Here is a 19,589-nt window from a genome sequence, read left to right as displayed (position 1 = left end):
TAAACGAGGGAAGGGACTCCCAACAATGGCTGTAAGCCTGTCCAAGGGTGGCAACGTCTCGCTCACCAAGGAGGCTCCGGGCCTGACCGAAGTCACCGTGGGGCTCGGCTGGGACGTCCGCACCACCACCGGCACCGACTTCGACCTCGACGCCTCGGCGATCGCGGTCAACGCGGAGGGCAGGGTCTACTCCGACGGACACTTCGTGTTCTTCAACAACAAGCAGACGCCGGACAACACCATCGTCCACACCGGTGACAACCGCACCGGCGAGGGCGACGGCGACGACGAGGCGATCAACGTCAACCTCGCCGGCCTGCCGGCCGACGTCGACAAGATCGTCTTCCCGGTCTCGATCTACGACGCCGAGAACCGCTCGCAGAACTTCGGCCAGGTGCGCAACGCCTACATCCGCATCCTCAACAAGGCCGGCGGCGACGAGATCGCCCGCTACGACCTCTCCGAGGACGCCGCCACCGAGACCGCCATGGTCTTCGGCGAGCTGTACCGCAACGGCGCCGAGTGGAAGTTCCGCGCCGTCGGCCAGGGCTACGCCTCGGGCCTGGTGGGCATCGCCCAGGACTTCGGCGTGAGCGTCTGAGGTCCATCCGCTCGTTCGTTCCGCACGGAGGCCCCCGGTCGTGCGCCGGGGGCCTCCGTCGTGGGCGTCCGGGGCACGCGCTCGCACAGTGGCTCCGGGGCGCTCCCGCAACGGTCGGCATGGGGCGTTTCACGTGAAACGCCCCATAGGATCACCCCCGTGCGCATCACGCCCCGCCCGCTCGCGGTCACCCTCGCCGCCGCCACGGTCTTCTCCCTCGGCGCCTGTGGCGGCAGCGGCGCGGGCGGCGCTCCCGGCGGCTCCGGTGTGCACGACCCGTACTTCCCGAAGGCGGGCAACGGCGGTTACGACGTCGGCCACTACGACCTGGTCCTGGCCTATGAGCCCGACACGGGGCACCTCACCGGCACCGCGACGATCACCGCCCGCGCCACCCGGGATCTGTCCGCCTTCAACCTCGACCTCAAGGGCCTGGACGTCGAGAAGGTCACCGTCGGCGGCCGTGGCGCCCGCTTCCAGCGCTCCGGCCAGGAGCTGACGGTGAGTCCGCCCGACGGGGTGGACGAGGGGGAGACGTTCCGCGTGGCCGTCCGCTACTCGGGCCAACCGGTGACGGTGACCGACCCCGACGGCTCCGAGGAGGGCTGGCTGCCCACCGCGGACGGCGCGGTCGGACTGGGTGAGCCGACCGGCTCGATGGCCTGGTTCCCCGGCAACCACCACCCCTCCGACAAGGCGACGTACGACCTCGTGGTGACCGTGCCGGAGGGCCTCGGCGCGGTGTCCAACGGCGAGTTGACGGGTGAACGGACCCGTGCCGGCAGGACGACGTTCACCTGGCACACCGCCGAGCCGATGTCGAGCCACGTCGTCACGGTCGCCGTCGGCGACTGGGAGATCGAGCGCTCCACCACGGACGACGGCCTGCCGGTGTACACGGCCGTCGACCCGCAGCAGGCCGATGCGAGCCGGAAGACCCTGGGACGGATTCCCGAGATCATGAAGTGGGGCCAGGAGAAATTCGGTCCCTACCCCTTCTCCTCCACCGGCGCGATCGTCGACCGCGTCGAGGACGCCGGCTACGCCCTGGAGACCCAGAACCGGCCCTATTTCCCCGGCGCACCCGACACCGTCCTGCTCGTCCACGAACTCGCCCACCAGTGGTACGGGAACTCCGTCAGCCCGAAGACCTGGCGGGACATGTGGCTCAACGAGGGCTTCGCCACCTACGCCGAGTGGCTGTGGGCGGAGGACCACGGGGGCGACAGCGCGCAGCAGACGTTCGACGCGCTCTACAACGGGACCTACTATCCGGACCGGGGTGCGAACGACTCCGTCTGGGCGTTCCCGCCCGCGGACCCGCCCGACGCGGAGCACATCTCCGCGAGCCCCGTCTACCAGCGCGGCGCGATGGTCCTGCACAAGATCCGCGAAACGGTCGGCGACAAGGCCTTCCTCGCCCTGCTGCGCGGCTGGTCCGCCGCCCACCGCCACGGCAACGCGGACACCGAGGACTTCACGGCCTATGTGGAGAAGTCGGCGCCGGACAAGGACTTCACGGCCGTCTGGTCGGCCTGGCTGCACGGCGAGAACCGCCCGAAGAGCCCGTAGGCACCGGGAGTCAGGAGGCCTGGCCCGGCAGGCCTTACAGGTCCGACAGGTCGGAGAGGTCCAGTACGAAGCGGTGGCGTACGTCGTTGCGGCCGAGGCGGTCGAGGGCCTCGTTCACGTGGGCGGAGGGGAGCAGTTCGATGTCGGCCGTGATGTCGTGCGCGGCGCAGAAGGCCAGCATGTCGGCGGTGGCCGTGCTGCCGCCGCTGCCCGCGGAGCTGAGTTTCTTGCGGCCGATCAGCAGGTCGAGCATCTCCACGGTGACCGTTCCGAGGTGCCCGAGGTGGCTGAGCGTGCCGTCCATGGCGACCAGGCGGAGGTAGGGGGCGAGGTCGTGCGGGGCGGAGATGGTGTCGATGACGATGTCGAACCGGTCGCGGGCGGCGGCCATCTGCTCCGGATCCGTGGAGACGACGAGTCCCCGGGCGCCGAGGCGGCGCGCGTCGTCGGCCTTGTCCGGTGACCGGGTGATCACCGAGGTGTCGGCGCCGAGGGCGACGGCGAACTTGACCGCGAGATGGCCCAGCCCGCCCAGTCCCGCGACGGCGACGCGTGTGTCCGGCCCGGCGCCGAGGGCGCGCAGGGGCTCCCAGACGGTGATCCCGGCGCACAGCAGCGGCGCGGCGGCGGCCGGGTCCAGGCCGGCGGGGAGGGCGTGGGCGAACCGCTCGCGGACCACGTACTCGCGGGAGTAGCCCCCGAGCGTGGTCGAGCCGTCGACGCGGTCGGTGCCGCCGTAGGTCAGGGTGGGGAAGGCGTGGCAGAAGTTCTCCTGGCCGGCCCGGCACATGGCGCACTCGCCGCAGGAGTCGACGATGTTGCCCACGGCGACCGGGTCGCCCGCGCGGAAGCCGGTGGCCCCGGGTCCGGTCTCGGTCACCACGCCGGTGAACTCGTGCCCGGGGACCAGCGGGCTCCGGTCCGTTTCGGGGTTGCGGGCGCGGACGGCGTGCAGGTCCGTGTGGCAGACGCCGCAGTAGTCCACCCGTACGGCGATGTCGTCAGGACGCAGGTCGCGCCGGTGCAGCCGGGTCCGCCGCAGCGTCGTCGTCACACCGCCGTCCGTGGCGCTTGTGGCGTCGGTGCTGTGTGCCTGCCAGCCCTCGGTGGTCCTCATGGCGTCTCCTCAAACAGACTGTTCTGTCTATTTGAGCGTAGCGCCTCTGCGGGACAAGGCAAACCAACTGTTCTGTTCGGTAATCTGGCCGCATGCCCGACCAGCCCCTGACCTCGCGCGGAGCCGCCACCCATCGGCGCATCCTCGACGTCGCAACCCGGGAATTCGCCGAGCACGGGATCGCCGGGGCGCGGATCGAGCGGATCGTGTCCGCAGCGCGCACCAACAAGGCGCAGCTCTACGCCTACTTCGGCAGCAAGGAGGGGCTCTTCGACGCCATCTTCTTCGGCTCGCTGGAGCGGATCGTGAACGTCGTCCCGATCGACGCCGACGACCTCGCGGACTGGGCCGTGCGCCTCTACGACGAGTATCTGCGCCGCCCCGACCTCATCCGGCTGGCCACCTGGGCCCGTCTGGAGCGCCGCCCGGCGGGGCGCCTGGTCGACGACGCCCACCGGCTCGACGACGCCAAGCTGCGCGCCATCGCCGAGGCCCAGGCGGCGGGGCGGGTGCGGCAGGGCGACCCGTTCGACGTGCTGGCCCTCGTCATCGCCATGTCCATGGCCTGGTCACCGGTCAGCAACGTCTACGCGGCGACCGCCGACGAACCCGCGGAAGTGCACGAACGCCGTCGCGCGCTGCTGCGCGACACGGTGCGCCGCGCCACGGCGCCCGGCTGACCGGCCCGTGCCGCTCAGACGTTCCCGGTGATGCGGGCCTTTTGCAGCGAGCTGATCCGGGAGACGAAGAACACGGCCACCACCGTGCTCAGGATGCCGACGACATTCGTGGCCTGCGCGTTGAGGATGGTCCCCATGGCGTCCCCGGCGAGCAGGTCCTCGTCCCAGCTCCTGTAGTCGCTCAGCATCGACGCGAAGTGGGCGAGCCAGCACCACCACCACAGATGCAGCAGCCAGCGGCCGGCGCCGCTCGGACGGCCGGTCGTCGCCGTCCAGATGTCGTTGGCGATCTGCTTGGGCATGAAGACGTTGACGACGGGGATGAACCAGGCCCCCACCGCCAGTCCGGCGCCGTAGCGGATGCGTCCCGGCGCGAACCACTCGGCGTTCAGCCGCAGTCGGTGGAACCAGCACACCCACACGAGCGCCACGACCATGCTCATCACCAGCGAGACGCCGGCCGCCGCGAGGTCCCCGAAGCGCAGCTCGTCGAAGCCGTTGACGAGGCTGGTGCGGGAGTCGGCGGGCCGCCCGGCGAGCCGGACGTAGGTCTCGGTGAGGAGCACGGTGCGCAGCAGCAGCGGCACGGCGTACAGGACGAGCAGGACGTTCAGGGCGATGGCGAACCCGCGCACCGAACGCGCGGGCTGCGCGCCGAAGGGGGAGGCCAGGGGCGCGGCGCCGCGCCCGGGGGCGGGCGTGGAGTACGGCGAGGGCTCGGGGACACCCTGGCGGGCGTCGAACGGCGGGGTGCTCTGCCACTGCGGCGCCGGGCGGTACGCGGTGGGCGGCGGCCCGAAGCCCGCGACGGGCGCCCCGACGGGTGTGCGGTCCTCCGGGTCCTCGCTGTCCAGGAGCTGTACGGCGTGCCGGCCCAGCTCCGCCAGCACCTCGCCGGGCAGCCACGCACCGCCGGAGGTGGCGTCCGCGCCCTCCATGTCCTCGATCAACGTCAGCAGTTCGGCCGGGGTGGGGCGCTTGGCGGCGTCCTTGACCAGGCAGGCCGCGATCAGGCCGTGCCAGGGATCGGGTATCCCGGTGAGGTCCGCCTCCTCGGTCGCGATGCGGAAGAGCAGCGCGTGCATCCCGCCCTCGTCGGTGCCGAAGGGCATCCGGCCCCGCGCGGCGTAGGCCAGCACGGCGCCGAGGCAGAAGACGTCGCTCGCGTACGAGACCTTCTCGCCGCGCACCTGCTCGGGGGACATGAATCCCGGCGACCCCACGAGGGCGCCCGGCTTGGTGAGCCCGTCGGCGGACTGCGTGGACGCGTCCAGGGCGCGTGCGATGCCGAAGTCGATGACACGGGGGCCGTCGATGGTCACCAGGACGTTGGAGGGCTTGAGGTCGCGGTGCACGAGACCGGCGCCGTGGATGGCCTGCAACGCCCGTACGAGTCCGGCCGCCAGCACCCGCAGCGAGGCGGGGGGCAGGGGTCCGTACTGCCGCTCCACGACCTCGGCGAGCGAGGGCCCGGCGACGTATCCGGTGGCGACCCAGGGTGTCGACGCGTCCGTGTCGGCGTCCAGCACGGGCGCGGTCCACTCGCCGCCGACGCGCTGCGCCGCCTTCACCTCCTGCGCGAAGCGCCGCCGGAAGTCGGGTTGGCGGGCCAGCTCCTCCCGGACGGTCTTCACCGCCACCGTGCGGCCCCGGTCGGAGCGGGCGAGGTAGACCCGGCCCATGCCGCCCTCGCCGAGCCTGCCGAGCAGCCGGTATCTGCCGATCCGTTCGGGATCGCCCGGCTCCAGCCCGTCCATGTGTGCTCCCTCTTCCCTGGCGACACCGTGCGCACGAGGATAGAGACAGGAAGCATCCTGGGAAAACCCGGTACTCCAGGGACAGTTGACGCGCTCCCCGGCCCGTCTCACGGCGCCGCCCGGCCCTGCGGCGGGTGTCCGGCCGCGCGTCGTGACACCATCACCCGCGTGCTCGACATCGGTTACGCCCTCTCCACCCGCTTCCCGGATCCGCCGCAGACGGACTACCGCCGCGTGGACGTCCACGCCCTGCGGCACGACCTGTTCTGCGGGGACGTGTATCTCGCCGACACCAGGGCGGACCGGGAGCTTTCCACAGCCTGGGGATGGGTGCCGGTGCTCGACTTCGCCTGGGCGCTGTGCGACATCGTGGAACGCGTCGACCGGGACCCGGCGGGCTCCCGCGCCGCCCGGCCGCAGCGGGCGGAGCTGGACTTCACCGAGTCCACCGACCGGCTGCTCTTCGAGCGCCGCTTCGGCTGGGTCGACATCGAGGCGGAGTGGCTGCCCGCGGACGAGCCCCCGCTCTCCTTCTCCCACGCCGAACTGCGCCGGGAGTCCCGGGACTTCCTGCACGACCTGCTCGCCGACCTCACCGACCTCCACGAGTCCCTGGCGGACAACCCGGCCCTGTGGACCCTCCAGGCCCGCTTCCCCCGGGTCTCCTGAACACCGTGGCCGCCCTGGTCTGCGAGGACGACGACGGCGGCCCGACCCCACTGACGCCGGGGTCGGGCCGCCGTCTCTCGCCCACGGCCGCCTCACCTCACGGCGCCCGCGGGTTCAGGCCAGGTGGTCGAACGCTCCCGCCTTCGCACCGGCCAGCATCGCCGCGATCTCGCCCCGTGTGCAGACGAGCGGGGTCTGCTCGGGCCGCTTGGAGTCACGCACGGCGATCAGGTCGCCGATCACGCCTGCGGGTCTCGGGCGGGGGATCCACACCGCCCCGCGGGCCTCCGCGCCGGTTCGCAGCGCCCCCGCTACTCCACCCCCACCACCCGCACCCCCAACTCCGCCGCCAGTGCCGGTGCCAGGTCGAGCAGTTGGGCGGGGCTGATCACCGCGCCCGACAGTCGGTCGACGCCCCGGGTCAGTTCCAGGGGGGCGGCGCCGCGCAGGTCCACGTCGGTGAGGGTTGCCGCGCCGAGGTCGGCCTCCTTGAGGGCGCAGTCCACGAACTCGACCCGTTCCAGGCGGGCGCCGCCGAAGTCCGGTTCGACCAGGACGCAGCTCTCGAAGACGACGTCCTTGAGGCGGGCCCGGCGCAGGTTCAGGTAGTCGATCTTTCCGCCGCGCACCAGGACCCGTTCCAGCACGGCACCGTGCAGCTGGGTGCCGCCCAGGCGGGCGTCGACCAGCTCGATGTCGCGCAGGGTCGCCTCGGCCAGGTCGGTCCCCACGCCGCGTACGCCGGTGAGGACCGAGTCGAGCAGCCGGGCCCGCCGCAGCGACGCCTCGTCCAGCGCGCACCCCGTCAGCGCGCAGTCCATGAAGCGGGCGCCCGCGCCGTCCTGGCCGGTGAGGTCCGTCCCCCGGAACTCCAGCGCGTCGTAGTCCCCGTCCCGCTCCAGTCCCCCGCCCTCGTACGGCTCCAGCGGCGGCAGCCGCAGCCGCGGCCGCCGTGCCGCCCGCACCGTCGTCGTACCCCGCCCGTTCGCCGCTCTGCTCGCCATGCCCCCATGCTGCACCCCACCACTGACATCCCGCGCCGGGCAGGGCTTCCCCGGCCGGGCTTGACCTCAAGTATGGTCGAGGTCGTTTGGTGGGGTCCGTACGCGCAGCTCTTCCGTTGGGGGACCGTCATGCACGCCATCCGTCTGCACGCCTTCGGCCCGGCCGGGAACCTCGCCCTGGAGGAGGTGGCGGATCCGCGGCCGGGCCCGGGACAGGTCCGCGTCGCCGTCCGCGCGGCGGGTGTCCATCTCCTGGACACCGCCCTGCGCGAGGGCTTCCGGGGCCCGGCGCCCGCGCTTCCCGACCTGCCCACGGTCCCCGGCCGGGAGGTCGCCGGTGTCGTCGACGCCCTCGGCGAGGGCACGCCCGCGAGCCTGCTGGGCCGGCATGTCGTCGTCCACCTCGGCTTCGCCCCCGGCGGCTACGCCGAACTCGCCGTCGCCGACGCCGCCCGCCTGCACGAGATCCCCGGCGGCCTGGACTTCGCCGGGGCCGTCGCCATGATCGGCACGGGGCGTACGGCGATGGGGATCCTGCAGTTCGCCGACCTCGGCCCCGGCCGCGTGGCCGTGGTCCCGGCCGCCGCCGGAGGCATCGGCACCCTGCTGGTGCAGTACGCCAAGAACGCCGGCGCCACCGTGATCGGCCTCGCCGGCGGCCCGGAGAAGGTGGCCCGGGTCGCCGCGAACGGCGCCGATCTCGCCGTCGACTACACGGACCCCGCCTGGCCGGCCGAGGTCCGCGCCCATCTGGGCGGCAGTTCCGCCACCGTGGTCTTCGACGGCGTCGGCGGCGAGGTCGCCCGCGAGGCCGTCGCCCTGCTCGGGCCCGGCGGCAGCCACCTGGTCTTCGGCTGGTCGGGCAGGGGCCTGCGCGACGGCGCCCCCCACCTCGTCGACGGCGTCTCCCAGCAGGTGCTCGGCCCGGCGATGACGGCGCGGGCCGGCGGCCCCGACCCGCTGCGCACCCTCGAACTGCGCGCCCTCACCGAGGCCGCCGAGGGCCGGCTCGTCCCGGCCGTGCAGCGCTTCCCGCTCGCCGAGGCCGCCGCCGCGCACCGCGCGCTGGAGAACCGGCGGACGACCGGGAAAGTGGTCCTGGAACCATGACCGGCGCCGGGCGGAAGGGACCCGCGCGACCGGTTCGGCGACGGGACACGCGACGGGAGCACAACGGGATGCGATACGCCCCGATTCATGGTCTTCTGTCCAGATGAGTGGCACCCGGACAGGTGAACCGCCCGCCCCCGCACCGGTCGACCCGCACCGCTGGTGGGCGCTGGTGGTGATCGCCCTGGCCCAGCTGATGGTCGTCCTCGACGCGACCATCGTGAACATCGCGCTGCCCTCGGCACAGCGCGACCTGCACATGTCGGACGGCAACCGCCAGTGGGTGATCACCGCCTACACCCTCGCGTTCGGCGGTCTGCTGCTGCTCGGCGGCCGGGTCGCGGACCTGATGGGACGCAAACGCACCTTCGTCATCGGGCTGATCGGCTTCGCCGCCGCCTCCGCGTTCGGCGGCGCCGCGACGACCTCGGCGATGCTGTTCGGCGCCCGCGCCCTCCAGGGCCTGTTCGCCGCCCTCCTCGCGCCGTCCGCGCTGTCCCTGCTGACGACCACCTTCACCGACCCGCTGGAGCGCGGGAAGGCCTTCGGCATCTACGGCGCGCTGGCCGGCAGCGGCTCCGCGATCGGCTTCATCGTCGGCGGCGTCCTCACCGAGTACCTGAACTGGCGCTGGTGCCTGTACGTCAACGTCCCCATCGCCGTCGCCGCCGTGATCGGCGCGTACGCCCTGCTGCACGACCGCCCCGGCAACTCCGAGGCCCGCCTCGACGTGCCGGGCGTGGTCCTCGGCTGCGGCGGTCTGGTCGCCCTCGTCTACGGCTTCAGCGAGGCCCAGCCGCGCGGCTGGAGCGACCCGTTGGTGCTGGCGCTGTTCGCCGTGGGCGTCGTACTCCTCGCCGTCTTCGTGTGGTGGCAGACCCGGGCGCCGATGCCGCTGCTGCCGCTGCACGTCATCCGCGAGCGCAACCGCGCCGGCTGCTTCCTGACGATGATGCTGGCCGTCATCGGGATGTTCGGGCTGTTCCTGTTCATGACCTACTACCTCCAGGTCATCCTCGGATACTCCCCCGTACGGACGGGTCTTGCGTTCCTGCCGATGACGGTGGCCATCGTGATCGGCTCCACCCAGATCTCGGCGCGGCTGCTGCGCTATGTGAGCCCGCGCACGCTGATGGTGCCCGGCATGCTGCTCGCCTCCGGCGGCATGGTGATCCTGACGCAGATGACCGTGCAGTCCGAGTACGTCGGCGAGATCCTGCCCGCACTGATCCTGATGGGCCTCGGCATGGGCCTGACCTTCATGCCGGTCTTCTCCACCGCCACCGCCGGGGTCGCCCCGCACGACTCCGGGGTGACCTCCGCGACGGTCAACACCTCGCAGCAGGTGGGCGGTTCGATCGGCACGGCGCTGCTCAACACCATCGCCACCAGCACCAGCGCCTCGTACATCGCCTCGCATCTCACCGACCCCTCCCGGCGGGAGCTGATCGTGCGGGAGGGCATCGTGCACGGCTACACGGTCGCCATCTGGGTGGCGGCCGGCATCATGCTGCTGGCGGGCGTGGTCGCGGGTGTGATGGTGACGGCCAAGGCCCCCGGGAGCGGCACCCCGGGCGACCGGCAGGTACCCGAACCGGCGACCTGACCCGGCCTGACCCGGCCGGCGGGTGCCGCACGGGGCGTGCCGGTAGCGTCGGGCGGTGTGGTGGACGTTCCGGACGGGCTCGCCGTCGCGCAGGTCAGGTACAACGGGGAGGCGGGCCGCGCCTTCGTCGCCGCGCTGCCCGCGCTGGCCGACGGTTTCCTCGACCGGTGGGAACTGCGTCCGGACGGTGCGCCGATGCACGGCCGGGTGGCGCTCGTACTGCCCGTCCTGCGCCGGGACGGCACTCCCGCCGCGCTCAAACTGCAACTCCCCGACGCGGAGACCGAGGGGGAGCCGCTCGCCCTGCGGCTGTGGGACGGCGACGGGGCGGTACGGCTGCTCGACCACGACGCGGCCACCGGCACCATGCTCCTGGAGCGCCTCGACCCGGACCGCATGCTCAGCCGGGTCGAGGACTCCCGCGCGGCCGTCCTCGTCGTCGCCCGGCTGCTCGCCCGGCTCACCGGGACCCCCGCGCCGCCCGGCCTGCGCCGGCTCGGCGATCTCGCGCACGGCATGCTGGAGCGGACGCCACGGGTCCTGGCCCGCGTCCCGGACCCGGCGGACCGGCGCCTGGTCGCCGACTGCGCCGCCGCCGTGCGCGAGGTCGCGGGCGAGAGCGGCGACCGGCTGCTGCACTGGGACCTGCACTACGAGAACGTCCTGGGCGCCGACCGCGCCCCCTGGCTCGCCATCGACCCCAAACCGCTGGCCGGCGACCCCGGCTTCGACCTGCTGCCCGCCCTGCACAACCGCTACGACCCGGGCGAGACCCGGTGGCGTTTCGACGCCATGACCGGCGTACTCGCGCTGGACCGGCACCGGGCCCGCGCCTGGACCCTCGGCCGCGTCCTGCAGAACTGCCTGTGGAGCGTCGAGAACGGCGATCCGCCGCCGGCCGTGCAGTGGGAGATCGGGCGGCTGCTGCGCGCCGGCTGAGGGACCGAAACGCATGTCAAGAGGGACTGGATGCACCGTAGTTGAACGTCCGAAGTGGTCTTGGCGACGATCTTCCCGGGAGCCGTCGCGAGCCTCGTGAGGGCCTCGTCGCGTCCATACGCTGACGCGCGTGGCAGGACAGCGGCAGGGACAACAGCAGGAACAGCGGCAGGCCAAGGAGCCCCCGGTCGGCCCCCGGGGACAGCAGCAGGCGCCGCGCACGGAGCGCGCCCCGTGGGCGGCCACGGACGGCGGTGGCGGGGCGCGTTCCCTGCTCGGACTTCAGCAGAGCGCCGGCAACCGGGCCACCACGAGGGCGCTGGCACGGCGCGGGGCGGCCGGGGCCGGGCCGTCCGGACATCCGCTGGGCGCCGTGTCCGAGGTCGACGACCGGATCATGCAACTGCCCCCGTACCTGCTGCACCTCCAGGCCGCCGGGCTGTCCTCGACGAGCGGGCTGACCGGGCAGGACTTCGTACGCAACACCGTGGCCGCCGCGGTCGGGCGCCGGGACGGCGCGGTCGCCGAGATCGCGGCGGAGCTGTCCGGGAGGCCGGAGACGTTCTACGGCCAGGGCCGCGCGTTCTCCGTCGAGGGGGCCGGGGGCCGGGGCTGGTACAACGTCACCGTCACCATCTCCCCCGAACAGGGCGAGCAGCCCCCGCAGATCGAGGGCCCCGCGCTCGCCCGCTCCAAGGGCGAGGCCACCAAGGTCGACGTCCACCACAACACCGCCGCGACGGCGGCCTCGACGGCCGGCGGGTCGGCCGGTCACGGCGTGGGCGGCGGCGTCTTCGCCCTGGCGCCCGTCGTACCCGGCTTCTACGCGGGCGGCGTCGGCATGGCCCAGGCCCAGCCCTGGCAGTCGTCCCGGGAGAGCCGCGGCCAGAAGAGTGTCGCCGAACCCCGGGTGCTGCGCGGCGACTCGGGCTCGGTCGAGGTGCCGAGACGAGTGCGGTACGGGGTCCGGGTGCGGCGGCAGGACGCGGGCACCGCCGCGGGCCCCGCCCCGGTGTACGGCTCGGGCACCCTGACCCTGCGGGTGCCGACCGAGACCCTGGTGCCGTTCGGGCACTCGGGCCCGCAGGCGGCGCGGCCCCTCGCCGGCCCCGCCGAGGCGAAGCGGCTGCGGCAGGCGGGCTCGCTGGCCCCCGTGGCGGTCACCGACGACGGCACGGCACCGCACGCGGGCGGCGGGGGCCTGTTCGACGCGGTCGCCTCCGTGCTGCCGTCCGCGCTCACCGCCCCCGGCAGTCCCGGGCGGGACCGGATCTACCGCGACACCACGACCTCGGCCGTCCTGGAGGACATGCCCCGACTGCTGGCGGGCGGCGTCGTCAGCGAGGACCTGACCGGGCCCACCCCGCACGTCCACGGCGCCTACCGGATGCGGGCCGACGTCACCGATCTGGCCCCCGGCTGGTCCACCGGCACGACCCAACTGCGCACCGGCGCCCAGTCCCAGCACACGGCGGCCGGCGCCACGGGCAAGGGGCGCTCCGGCGCGGTCGGCGCGGGACCGGCGATCGGGGTGGGCGTGGCCGCGAACGCCGCCGTTGCCCGGGGCGGCGTCATGGGCACCGCCTCGGCGCGCAAGGCCCGCTTCACCCAGTACGACCAGACGACGACCCGGCGTATCGGCGCGGAGGTCCGCGGCGACAAGGTGCTCTACCTGGCCACCGTGGACCTCACCGTGGAGGCGACGGGCACCGCCTCGGAGGCCTCGCTGCTGGGCCGGGGTGCACGGGTGGCGCACCATCCGATGCGGATGTGGATGACGCTGCGCGCGGACGAGGCCCAGGACATGGGCCTGCCGCTGCCCCCGGGGGTGGCGGCCGGGCCCATGGTCACCAGGCCGAGGAGGACGAACGCCGAAGGAGAGGAGGAGGACGTGGAGCGTCATCTGCCCTTCGGTGCCACGGGTGCGAGCGTCGCGCTGGACCGGCTGGACACCTCGGGGATGCTCGCGTCCATCGAGGCGATGTTCGCCACCGATCCCCGGCTGGAGGGCTATCTGCCGTCCTTCGGCGACCGGCGCGGGAAGCCGGTCGTCCCTCCGGGGGAGGCCGAGGCCCAGCGGCACAACTACCGGGAGCTGGTCACCCGGCTCTCGGAGACCAACCTCAAAGCCAACAAGGACCAGTTGCTGTCCGACGGCGTTCCGGTGCGGCTGCGGCGCAAGAGCCGTATGCACTCCCACGACGTGACGATCCGGGTCACCGGCCGGCTCGGGCAGACCCGCTACGAGGGCGACATCGACAAGTGGCTGGTGCGCAGCCACTCCGGCGTCACCAGCAACGCGCAGAGCGGTCGGGCGAGTTCGCGCAGTGTGGGCTGGTCGGCGATCGGCCAGGTGCGGATCGTCCCCGGTGTCCTGACCGCCTCGGCCCGCCGTGACCGCAACCGGGTCGGCAGCCGCCGCAACCAGGCGGGCCCCACCACCCGCAGCGACATCCTCACCAACGGCTCCGAGGACGCGAGCGCCTTCACCGCACCGCTGGACCTCGACGTGCAGGTGACCATGACCCACCGCCAGCGCAAGGCCAGGCGCTCGGTCCTGCCCGGCTCCCGAGGGCGCGACGTTCCCGAGGCCCAGCTCGTCGGCGGGCTGCACATGGAGCAGCAGGACGTGCGGCTGCTCACCCCGACGGCCTTCACGATGGACGGCGAGCAGAAGGAGCGGCTCGACGCGGCGACACAGGCGCGCGGCCGGCGCGCCGGCAGGCCCGAGTGGCAGGTGGAGGCCTCCGGCATCGGCGAACTGGCCGGTCTTTCGCCCCGCCCGGCCAGTGGCCGGGCGCTGCGCGACTGGACGCTGGTGGAGACCGTCGGCTCCGGCGCGGAGATTCGCGGCCTCGCCTTCGACCTGCTGGCCAGGGCGGCGGCGCGGGACGACGGGGTGCGCGAGGACCGGGCACTGCAGACCGAGGGGCTCGCCCCCCGGCAGGCCATCGAGGAGCGGTTCGGCCCCGGTGCCCTCACCGGGGCGCTGCGGCAGGCGGTGTCGGCGGGCTGGGTGGTGAAGGATCTGCGCTACCCGCGCCGGCTGGCCGCCCTGGACGGCGCGGTGGGGACCCGGCTGACGCTGACCAACCCGCGGGTCGTGCACGAGGGTTCGGGCCCCGGCACGGAGACCTTCCTGCTCGGCGGCCACCAGTCGGGCGGCCAGCAGGGCAGGGGCACCACCACCACGTACCAGGGCGGTCTGATGGGCCTGGAGAACGGCGCCGAGTGGCGCACCGGGCAGGGCGCGTCGGTGAACCGCACCAGCGGGGAGAGCGGTTCCGAGGCCCTCGCCGTGTCCGGCACGGTGGAGCGCAACGCCCACACCCCGCGCAAGGCGCCGCTGTACCTGGTCCAGTGCGATCTGCTGGTCACCATGATCGCCGAGGTCAAGGTGACCGGCGGCGGCCCGTACGTGACCAGGGCGGCGCGGTCGCTGCCGGCCGAGGCGGGGGTGTGGCTGACGGCCGAGCAGTTGCAGCGGCAGGGGTTGAAGCTGCCGAGGTCGGCGGCCGAGGCACTGGGTCTCGACAGCGTCCTGACGCCTCGTCAGGAGCGGTCGGACACGGCGGCCGAGGGGTCGAGGCGGGCCGGCGAGCGGCCGGCCGGCAGCGGGAGCGAGGCGCGGTTGCCGCTCGCGCCGCTGCTGCCGCCCGCCGATCCCGCCCGTGCCCCGCAGAACCCGGTCCCCGACCTCGCCGCGGACCTGCCGCTCGGCCTGGGCATGATCGAGCAGCTGCCGAACTTCGTCCCGCTGCTCGCCGCGCTGCGCCGGCGGATCGCCCTGAAGGACAAGAACCTCGCGCGGGCCCTGCTGCCGCAGCGGCAACTGGACGACCCCCACGACAACGTGCAGCGGCTGCTGCGCGTCCTGGACCGGGACGGCGCCGAGGGGCTTCTGTCCAGCGCCATGGACGGCGGAGTGAGCGTGGAGTTGTTCGACGACCGCAGGACACCGCACTGGGCGGTGTTCCGGGTCCGGCGGGCGGGACCCGGCAGGTTCGAGGAAATGGCCGCCGACAAGCGGGACATGGAGTACATCACCTCGGCCACCGTCCAGCAGGGCTCCGCGCGGGAGGAGGGCGTCTCCCTCGGCGCCGAGGCGGTGGCCGCGGCCTCCGCCAAACCGGACGGGGGCGCCGGGGCGCTCAAGAGCACCGGCGGGGTGGCCGGCCTGGGCGCGGCCTCCGGTCAGTCGCGGCGCAAGGGCTCGGCGAGCCGCGGCCAGACGGGCATGAAGCTGGTCGCCGACTCCTCGTCGAAACCGGCGAAGATGCGGGTGCCGATCGACGCCCAGCTCGAACTGGTCTCCGCCAAGGGCCGGGTGGCGCTCGTCGATCTGGGTCGCAAGCAGATGACCCACCGGGTGCCGAAGGACGACCTGACCGCGCTGGCCCGGCTGGAGCCGGTCACCCGGCAGCCGGTGGGCGAGCGTCCGCCGGGCGCCCCGGACGCGGCCCCGGACCGGCTGGACGCCTGGCGTGCGGGAGGGGTGCGACTGCCGTTGGAGGCGCAGGTCAACGGGTTCCAGGGGGCGCCGAGGGTACGGCGCCTGATCGACGACGCGGTGCGCGAGGCGGGCGGCGGGCGCCGGTACCGGGAGAAGGGGCAGTCCGCCGCCTACACCCTCCAGGAGGCGGTTTCCACGGAGTGGCTGATCTCGGCGCTGCCGCTGCTGACCAACGCGGGGGCGCAGTTGCCGCCGGTGCACGCCAGTGCGGCCCAGGGCCAGGATCTACGGGCCTCCGTCCACGCCCGGCTGCGCGCCGGGAAGGTGCTCGGGGCCGGCGCGAAGATGTCCTTCGAGGCGATCGCGCCGAGTGGCCCGGACGGATTCCGGACCACTCAGGAGGACAGCCAGTCCGCGGCCAACCACGGGCGCTCGGGCCGCGGCGTGTTCGGCGCGGGCGTGCTCAACGCCACCGAGTTCCGCCTCAACCAGGCGCTGGCCAACGCGGACGGCGCGGGCGGCACGGCCGGACTCGGGGCGGGCGGCTCCGGTTCGATGCCGGTGCACAAGCCCAAGCAGCGGTCGGTCCTCGTCCAGTTCACGGCGGACATCAGGGTGGTGGCCGAGGTCACCGACCGGGGCACGCACCGCACCGGGACGGCGGTACGGGAACTGACCCTGCCCGCACCGGTGGTGGTCCGCATGCCCGAGCCGGTCCTGCGACGCCTGCTGGACACCGTGTCGGACGACGACAGACTCCGGGTACCGGAGGGGCGGTTGGCGGCCGACGATCCACAGGGCTGAGCAGGGCGCGGGCCGGCGTCCTTCGTCAGTTCTGCGGTTCGGGGTGGGCGTCGCGGTTCAGGGCGCCCGGGAGTTCGGTCCTGCGGCGTATCCGCAACTTGCGGTAGGTGCTGGTCAGATGGGTCTCGACGGTGCGCCGGGCCAGGTGCAGCAGTTCGGCGATCTCGGTGTTGGTGCGTCCGTCGGCGGCCAGTTCGGCGATCCGGCGCTCGCTGCCGGTCAGCGCACCGGCGCCGGTACGGGAGACCACCGGGCGGCGGGCACCGCCCGCGCGCAGGGCCTGGCCTGCCTGGACGAGCCACCGCAGGGCGCCCTTGCGTTCGGCCAGTTCCGCCGCCTCGCGCAGACGGGCGCGGGCGCGGCCCCGGTCGCCGGCCGCGAGGAGCTGACGGCCCTGGGCGAGCAGTGCCGGTATCAGCTCCATGTCGGTGTCGGTGGGCGCCTCGCGCAGGATCTCCACCGCCTCCTCGGCCAGTTCGAGGCCGTGGCGCCCGCCCGTCGCGGTGCCGAGCACACGCAGCGCGCGGCCCACGGTGCGCGGGGTGTTCCACACCCGGGCCAGCCGCAGTTCCTCCGTCGCCAGAACCAGCGCCTCGGGGCCCGCGCCCAGCGTCAGCCGGCACTCCGCGACCGCTGTGCGCCACGGGGTGACGACCGGGCTGACCACCTCGCGGGCGCTCTGGCGCCGGCCGCACTCCAGGAAGTCGTGGAGCGCCCCCGCCGGGTCGCCGGTGGCGGCGCGCAGCACACCCCGCGCGTACAGGTAGCGGTTCAGCTCCCAGTTCTCCGGCGCCTCGCGCAGGTCGAACCGGTCGGCGAAGCGCAGTGCCTCGTCGGTGCGGCCGGTGTGGACGAGGGCCATCAGGGCGTGGGCGTCCCGGTTGGTGGGCCCGGTGCCGGGGCCGGGATCGGCGGCTTCGAGCAGCCGTGCGTGGTCGCCGCGGGCGGCGGCGATGTCGGCGCGGGTGTTCAGGAGCGCCTGCTGCATCGGGTGCAGCAGGGCGGGGTGCTGTCCGGCCAGGCCGCGCTCCACGAGCCGGTCCGCCTCGTCGAGTTCGTCGGCCCACTGGGCGACCGCGGCGGCCGTGCCCAGCAAGAAGGGTTCGGCGAGCGGGTCGGTGGGCTGCGCGAGCAGGTCCCGCACCCGGGCCATCGCCTCGTCTGCGGAGATCAGCGCGGCCGTCGCCGCGTACCGCACCAGCAGCGCCTGCCCGGCGGTGCCGACCAGTTCCGGGGAGTGCCGGCCGGTCTCGGACAGCCACCGGTACACCTCCTGCCGGGTGGCCAGGTCCTCGTCGGAGAGCAGCGCGATGGCGGTCTGCACGGTGCGGGCGAGGCCCGGGTGGCCGGACAGCCGGCCCTCCGTGCGGCGCAGTACCTCCATCGCCGTACGGATCTCACCGCGGCCGGCCAGGGCGGTGCCGAGGGCGACGGCCGTACGCACCTGGTTGCGGGGGTCGGCCGGCAGGTGCTGGGCCTCGGCGAGGCGGGCGATGGCGGCGGGGGCGTCCGCCGACGCGTACTGCAGCGAGCCGAGTTCGGTCAGCAGCCGTTGGCGCAGGCCGTCGGGGAGCGGCTCGTCCAGTGCCCGGCGCAGATAGCCGACGGCGTCGGCGGGCCGGGCGTCGTGCACGGCGACGGTCACGGCGTCCCGCAGGACGCGCAGCGCCCAGGGAAGGCGGACGGCCGGGGTGCGCATCAGGTGCCGGGCGACCGCCTCGACCCGGTCGCCGCGGCGCAGCATCGCCTCGGCCGCCGCCCGGTGCACGGCCTCCCGGCGCGGCCGGGGCCAGCCGGTGAGCACGGCGTCGCGCAGCAGCGGGTGGGCGTAGCGGGGCCGGCCGCCGGCGTCGGGGCGCAGCAGACCGAGCCGCGTCATGGCGGCGAGCCAGCCGGCGATCCGGGCGGGGTCGGCCCCGACCGCCTCGGCGAGCACGTCGACGGGGTCGCCGGCCCCCGCCGCGCAGGGAGGGGAAGGGGTGCGCCACTGCGTCGTACGGTCCGGCGCGTGCGGCGGCGGATCGGTACGGCCGTAGGCGGCGGGCTCGGCGGCGTGCGGAGGGCCGTCGTAGCGGACGTGGGAAGGATGCTCCGGCCCCTGCCCCGCCCCGCCCTGCCCCGACGTGCCCTGCGGCGCCGGGGGCTCCCGGCGGTCCGCGGCGCCGGGGGGCGGCGTCGGCGCGAGGGCATGGCGAAGCCGCCCCTGGTGCGGCGGCGGGCCCGGGGGCCAGGCCTCCTCCAGGGCGGCGAGGCTGCGGGCCACGTCGGCCGTGGCGGGGCCCGCGCTGTTCAGCCACCAGGAGACGGCGGCCGGATAGGACCCGGGGTACAGCGCGGCGCAGGTGTCCGGCACCGGCGGGACGCCGTCGGGGTGCGGGGTGCCGCCGAGGTCGTCCAGCAGGGCGTGCAGGAGCAGCGGACTGCCCGCGCCTGCCCGTACGCACTCGGCGGTCCACTGCGCGCACGCCTCGGGGAAGGCGGCGCGGACCAGCCCGGCCGCCGCCGCGTCGCTGAGCGGGGCGAGGGTGTGGGTGCGCACGAGGGACGGCGAGAGCGCCTGGGTGAGTCCGGCGGGCCGCGGGTCGATGTCGTACTGGCTGCGCTCGGTGGCGACCAGCAGTAGCGGTAATCGGTCGACGCGCCGGGCCGCCTCCGCCAGCCAGCGACGGGAGGACTCGTCGGCGAGGTGGACGTCGTCGACGGCCACCAGCAGCGGGCTCTCGGCCGCGTAGGAGCGCAGCAGCCGCCACAGCCGGGCCGCGCTGACCCGGTCGTCGTCACCGGGCGCCACGTCCGTGAAGTCCGGCACCGGGCCGAGGAGTTGGAGGATCGTGGCGAAGGGGACCGCCGTGTCCTCGGGGGAGCAGCACACGCGCAGCACCCGCAGCCCGCGGTCCTCGGCGTGCCGGGCGGCGGTCTCCAGTACGGCGGTGCGGCCGGTGCCGCTGGCGCCGCGCAGCAGGACGAGGCGGCCGGTGCCGGCCCGTGCGCGCTCGATCTCGGCCGCGAGGAGCGCGTGGGCGTCGTCGCGTTCGCGCAGCGGTCCGGTCATCGGTGCCTCCTGTGGTGGATGTTGCTCCCCCGGTCTGTGAGACGTGTGAATACTCCGCCGGGTCGCATGAAGTCGGGCGCCCGTGGGAAGCGCTTCTCACGGGACCGGCGGCGGGTGTGGCGGGGCTCACGGTGGTGCGCGGCCCTCTCCACGGGCCCGCGCCTTCCCGCACGCACCCTCCTGGCCTGCTGAAACACCCACCGTCGAGCCGTTCTTCGCGGCTGT

13 protein-coding genes are annotated in these 19,589 nt (G+C 74.1%); 8 read left to right on the top strand and 5 right to left on the bottom strand.

Going from position 1 to position 19,589, the window contains the following annotated elements; translation table 11 throughout:
- Window positions 1–25: 25 nt before the first annotated feature.
- Together AC4IHM_RS18590 and AC4IHM_RS18585 are read left to right on the top strand one after the other, a co-directional pair.
- On the top strand, window positions 26–601 hold the full coding sequence (locus tag AC4IHM_RS18590; RefSeq protein WP_490868136.1) for a TerD family protein: 576 nt from the start codon (window positions 26–28) through the stop codon (window positions 599–601).
- A 159-nt stretch (window positions 602–760) separates the two neighbouring features.
- Window positions 761–2,173 carry a M1 family metallopeptidase gene (locus tag AC4IHM_RS18585; RefSeq protein ID WP_490868135.1) on the top strand — a complete coding sequence of 471 codons (1,413 nt, stop codon included), beginning with the start codon at window positions 761–763 and terminating at the stop codon, window positions 2,171–2,173.
- 34 nt (window positions 2,174–2,207) lie between these two features.
- On the opposite strand, the gene AC4IHM_RS18580 is transcribed toward AC4IHM_RS18585, so the two are convergent.
- Window positions 2,208–3,290, bottom strand: coding sequence for an NAD(P)-dependent alcohol dehydrogenase (locus tag AC4IHM_RS18580; RefSeq protein ID WP_490868134.1), 1,083 nt, complete (start codon window positions 3,288–3,290; stop codon window positions 2,208–2,210).
- 92 nt (window positions 3,291–3,382) lie between these two features.
- Here AC4IHM_RS18580 and AC4IHM_RS18575 point away from each other — a divergent pair, with 92 nt between their 5' ends.
- Window positions 3,383–3,970 (top strand): TetR/AcrR family transcriptional regulator, encoded by a 588-nt coding sequence (locus tag AC4IHM_RS18575; protein ID WP_490868133.1) that lies wholly within the window; start codon window positions 3,383–3,385, stop codon window positions 3,968–3,970.
- A 14-nt stretch (window positions 3,971–3,984) separates the two neighbouring features.
- Here AC4IHM_RS18575 and AC4IHM_RS18570 read toward each other — a convergent pair whose 3' ends face one another.
- Window positions 3,985–5,727, bottom strand: coding sequence for a protein kinase domain-containing protein (locus AC4IHM_RS18570; RefSeq protein ID WP_490868132.1), 1,743 nt, complete (start codon window positions 5,725–5,727; stop codon window positions 3,985–3,987).
- Between the two features lie 168 nt (window positions 5,728–5,895).
- Here AC4IHM_RS18570 and AC4IHM_RS18565 point away from each other — a divergent pair, with 168 nt between their 5' ends.
- Complete coding sequence (locus AC4IHM_RS18565; RefSeq protein WP_490868131.1) at window positions 5,896–6,396, top strand: hypothetical protein; 501 nt, start codon at window positions 5,896–5,898, stop codon at window positions 6,394–6,396.
- A gap of 114 nt (window positions 6,397–6,510) precedes the next feature.
- Here the strand turns inward: AC4IHM_RS18565 and AC4IHM_RS18560 are convergent, their stop codons facing one another.
- Together AC4IHM_RS18560 and AC4IHM_RS18555 are read right to left on the bottom strand one after the other, a co-directional pair.
- On the bottom strand, window positions 6,511–6,639 hold the full coding sequence (locus AC4IHM_RS18560; protein ID WP_490868130.1) for a DUF397 domain-containing protein: 129 nt from the start codon (window positions 6,637–6,639) through the stop codon (window positions 6,511–6,513).
- Between the two features lie 68 nt (window positions 6,640–6,707).
- Complete coding sequence (locus AC4IHM_RS18555) at window positions 6,708–7,400, bottom strand: pentapeptide repeat-containing protein (protein WP_490868129.1); 693 nt, start codon at window positions 7,398–7,400, stop codon at window positions 6,708–6,710.
- A 129-nt stretch (window positions 7,401–7,529) separates the two neighbouring features.
- Between AC4IHM_RS18555 and AC4IHM_RS18550 the strand changes: the two genes are divergently transcribed.
- From AC4IHM_RS18550 to AC4IHM_RS18535, 4 genes are all read left to right on the top strand, one after another.
- Window positions 7,530–8,510 (top strand): zinc-binding dehydrogenase, encoded by a 981-nt coding sequence (locus tag AC4IHM_RS18550; protein WP_490868128.1) that lies wholly within the window; start codon window positions 7,530–7,532, stop codon window positions 8,508–8,510.
- A gap of 103 nt (window positions 8,511–8,613) precedes the next feature.
- Window positions 8,614–10,116 (top strand): MFS transporter, encoded by a 1,503-nt coding sequence (locus tag AC4IHM_RS18545; protein ID WP_490868127.1) that lies wholly within the window; start codon window positions 8,614–8,616, stop codon window positions 10,114–10,116.
- A gap of 36 nt (window positions 10,117–10,152) precedes the next feature.
- Window positions 10,153–11,055 (top strand): aminoglycoside phosphotransferase family protein, encoded by a 903-nt coding sequence (locus AC4IHM_RS18540; RefSeq protein ID WP_490868126.1) that lies wholly within the window; start codon window positions 10,153–10,155, stop codon window positions 11,053–11,055.
- Between the two features lie 130 nt (window positions 11,056–11,185).
- Complete coding sequence (locus AC4IHM_RS18535) at window positions 11,186–16,312, top strand: hypothetical protein (RefSeq protein WP_490868125.1); 5,127 nt, start codon at window positions 11,186–11,188, stop codon at window positions 16,310–16,312.
- Window positions 16,313–16,337: 25 nt separating this feature from the next.
- Here the strand turns inward: AC4IHM_RS18535 and AC4IHM_RS18530 are convergent, their stop codons facing one another.
- Window positions 16,338–19,364 carry a helix-turn-helix transcriptional regulator gene (locus tag AC4IHM_RS18530; protein ID WP_490868124.1) on the bottom strand — a complete coding sequence of 1,009 codons (3,027 nt, stop codon included), beginning with the start codon at window positions 19,362–19,364 and terminating at the stop codon, window positions 16,338–16,340.
- Window positions 19,365–19,589: the final 225 nt, after the last annotated feature.

The sequence above is a fragment of the Streptomyces sp. SL06 genome (genome assembly GCF_058244745.1).
Note: the sequence above shows the minus strand (reverse complement) of the source record. Positions and strands in the feature narration are given on the sequence as shown.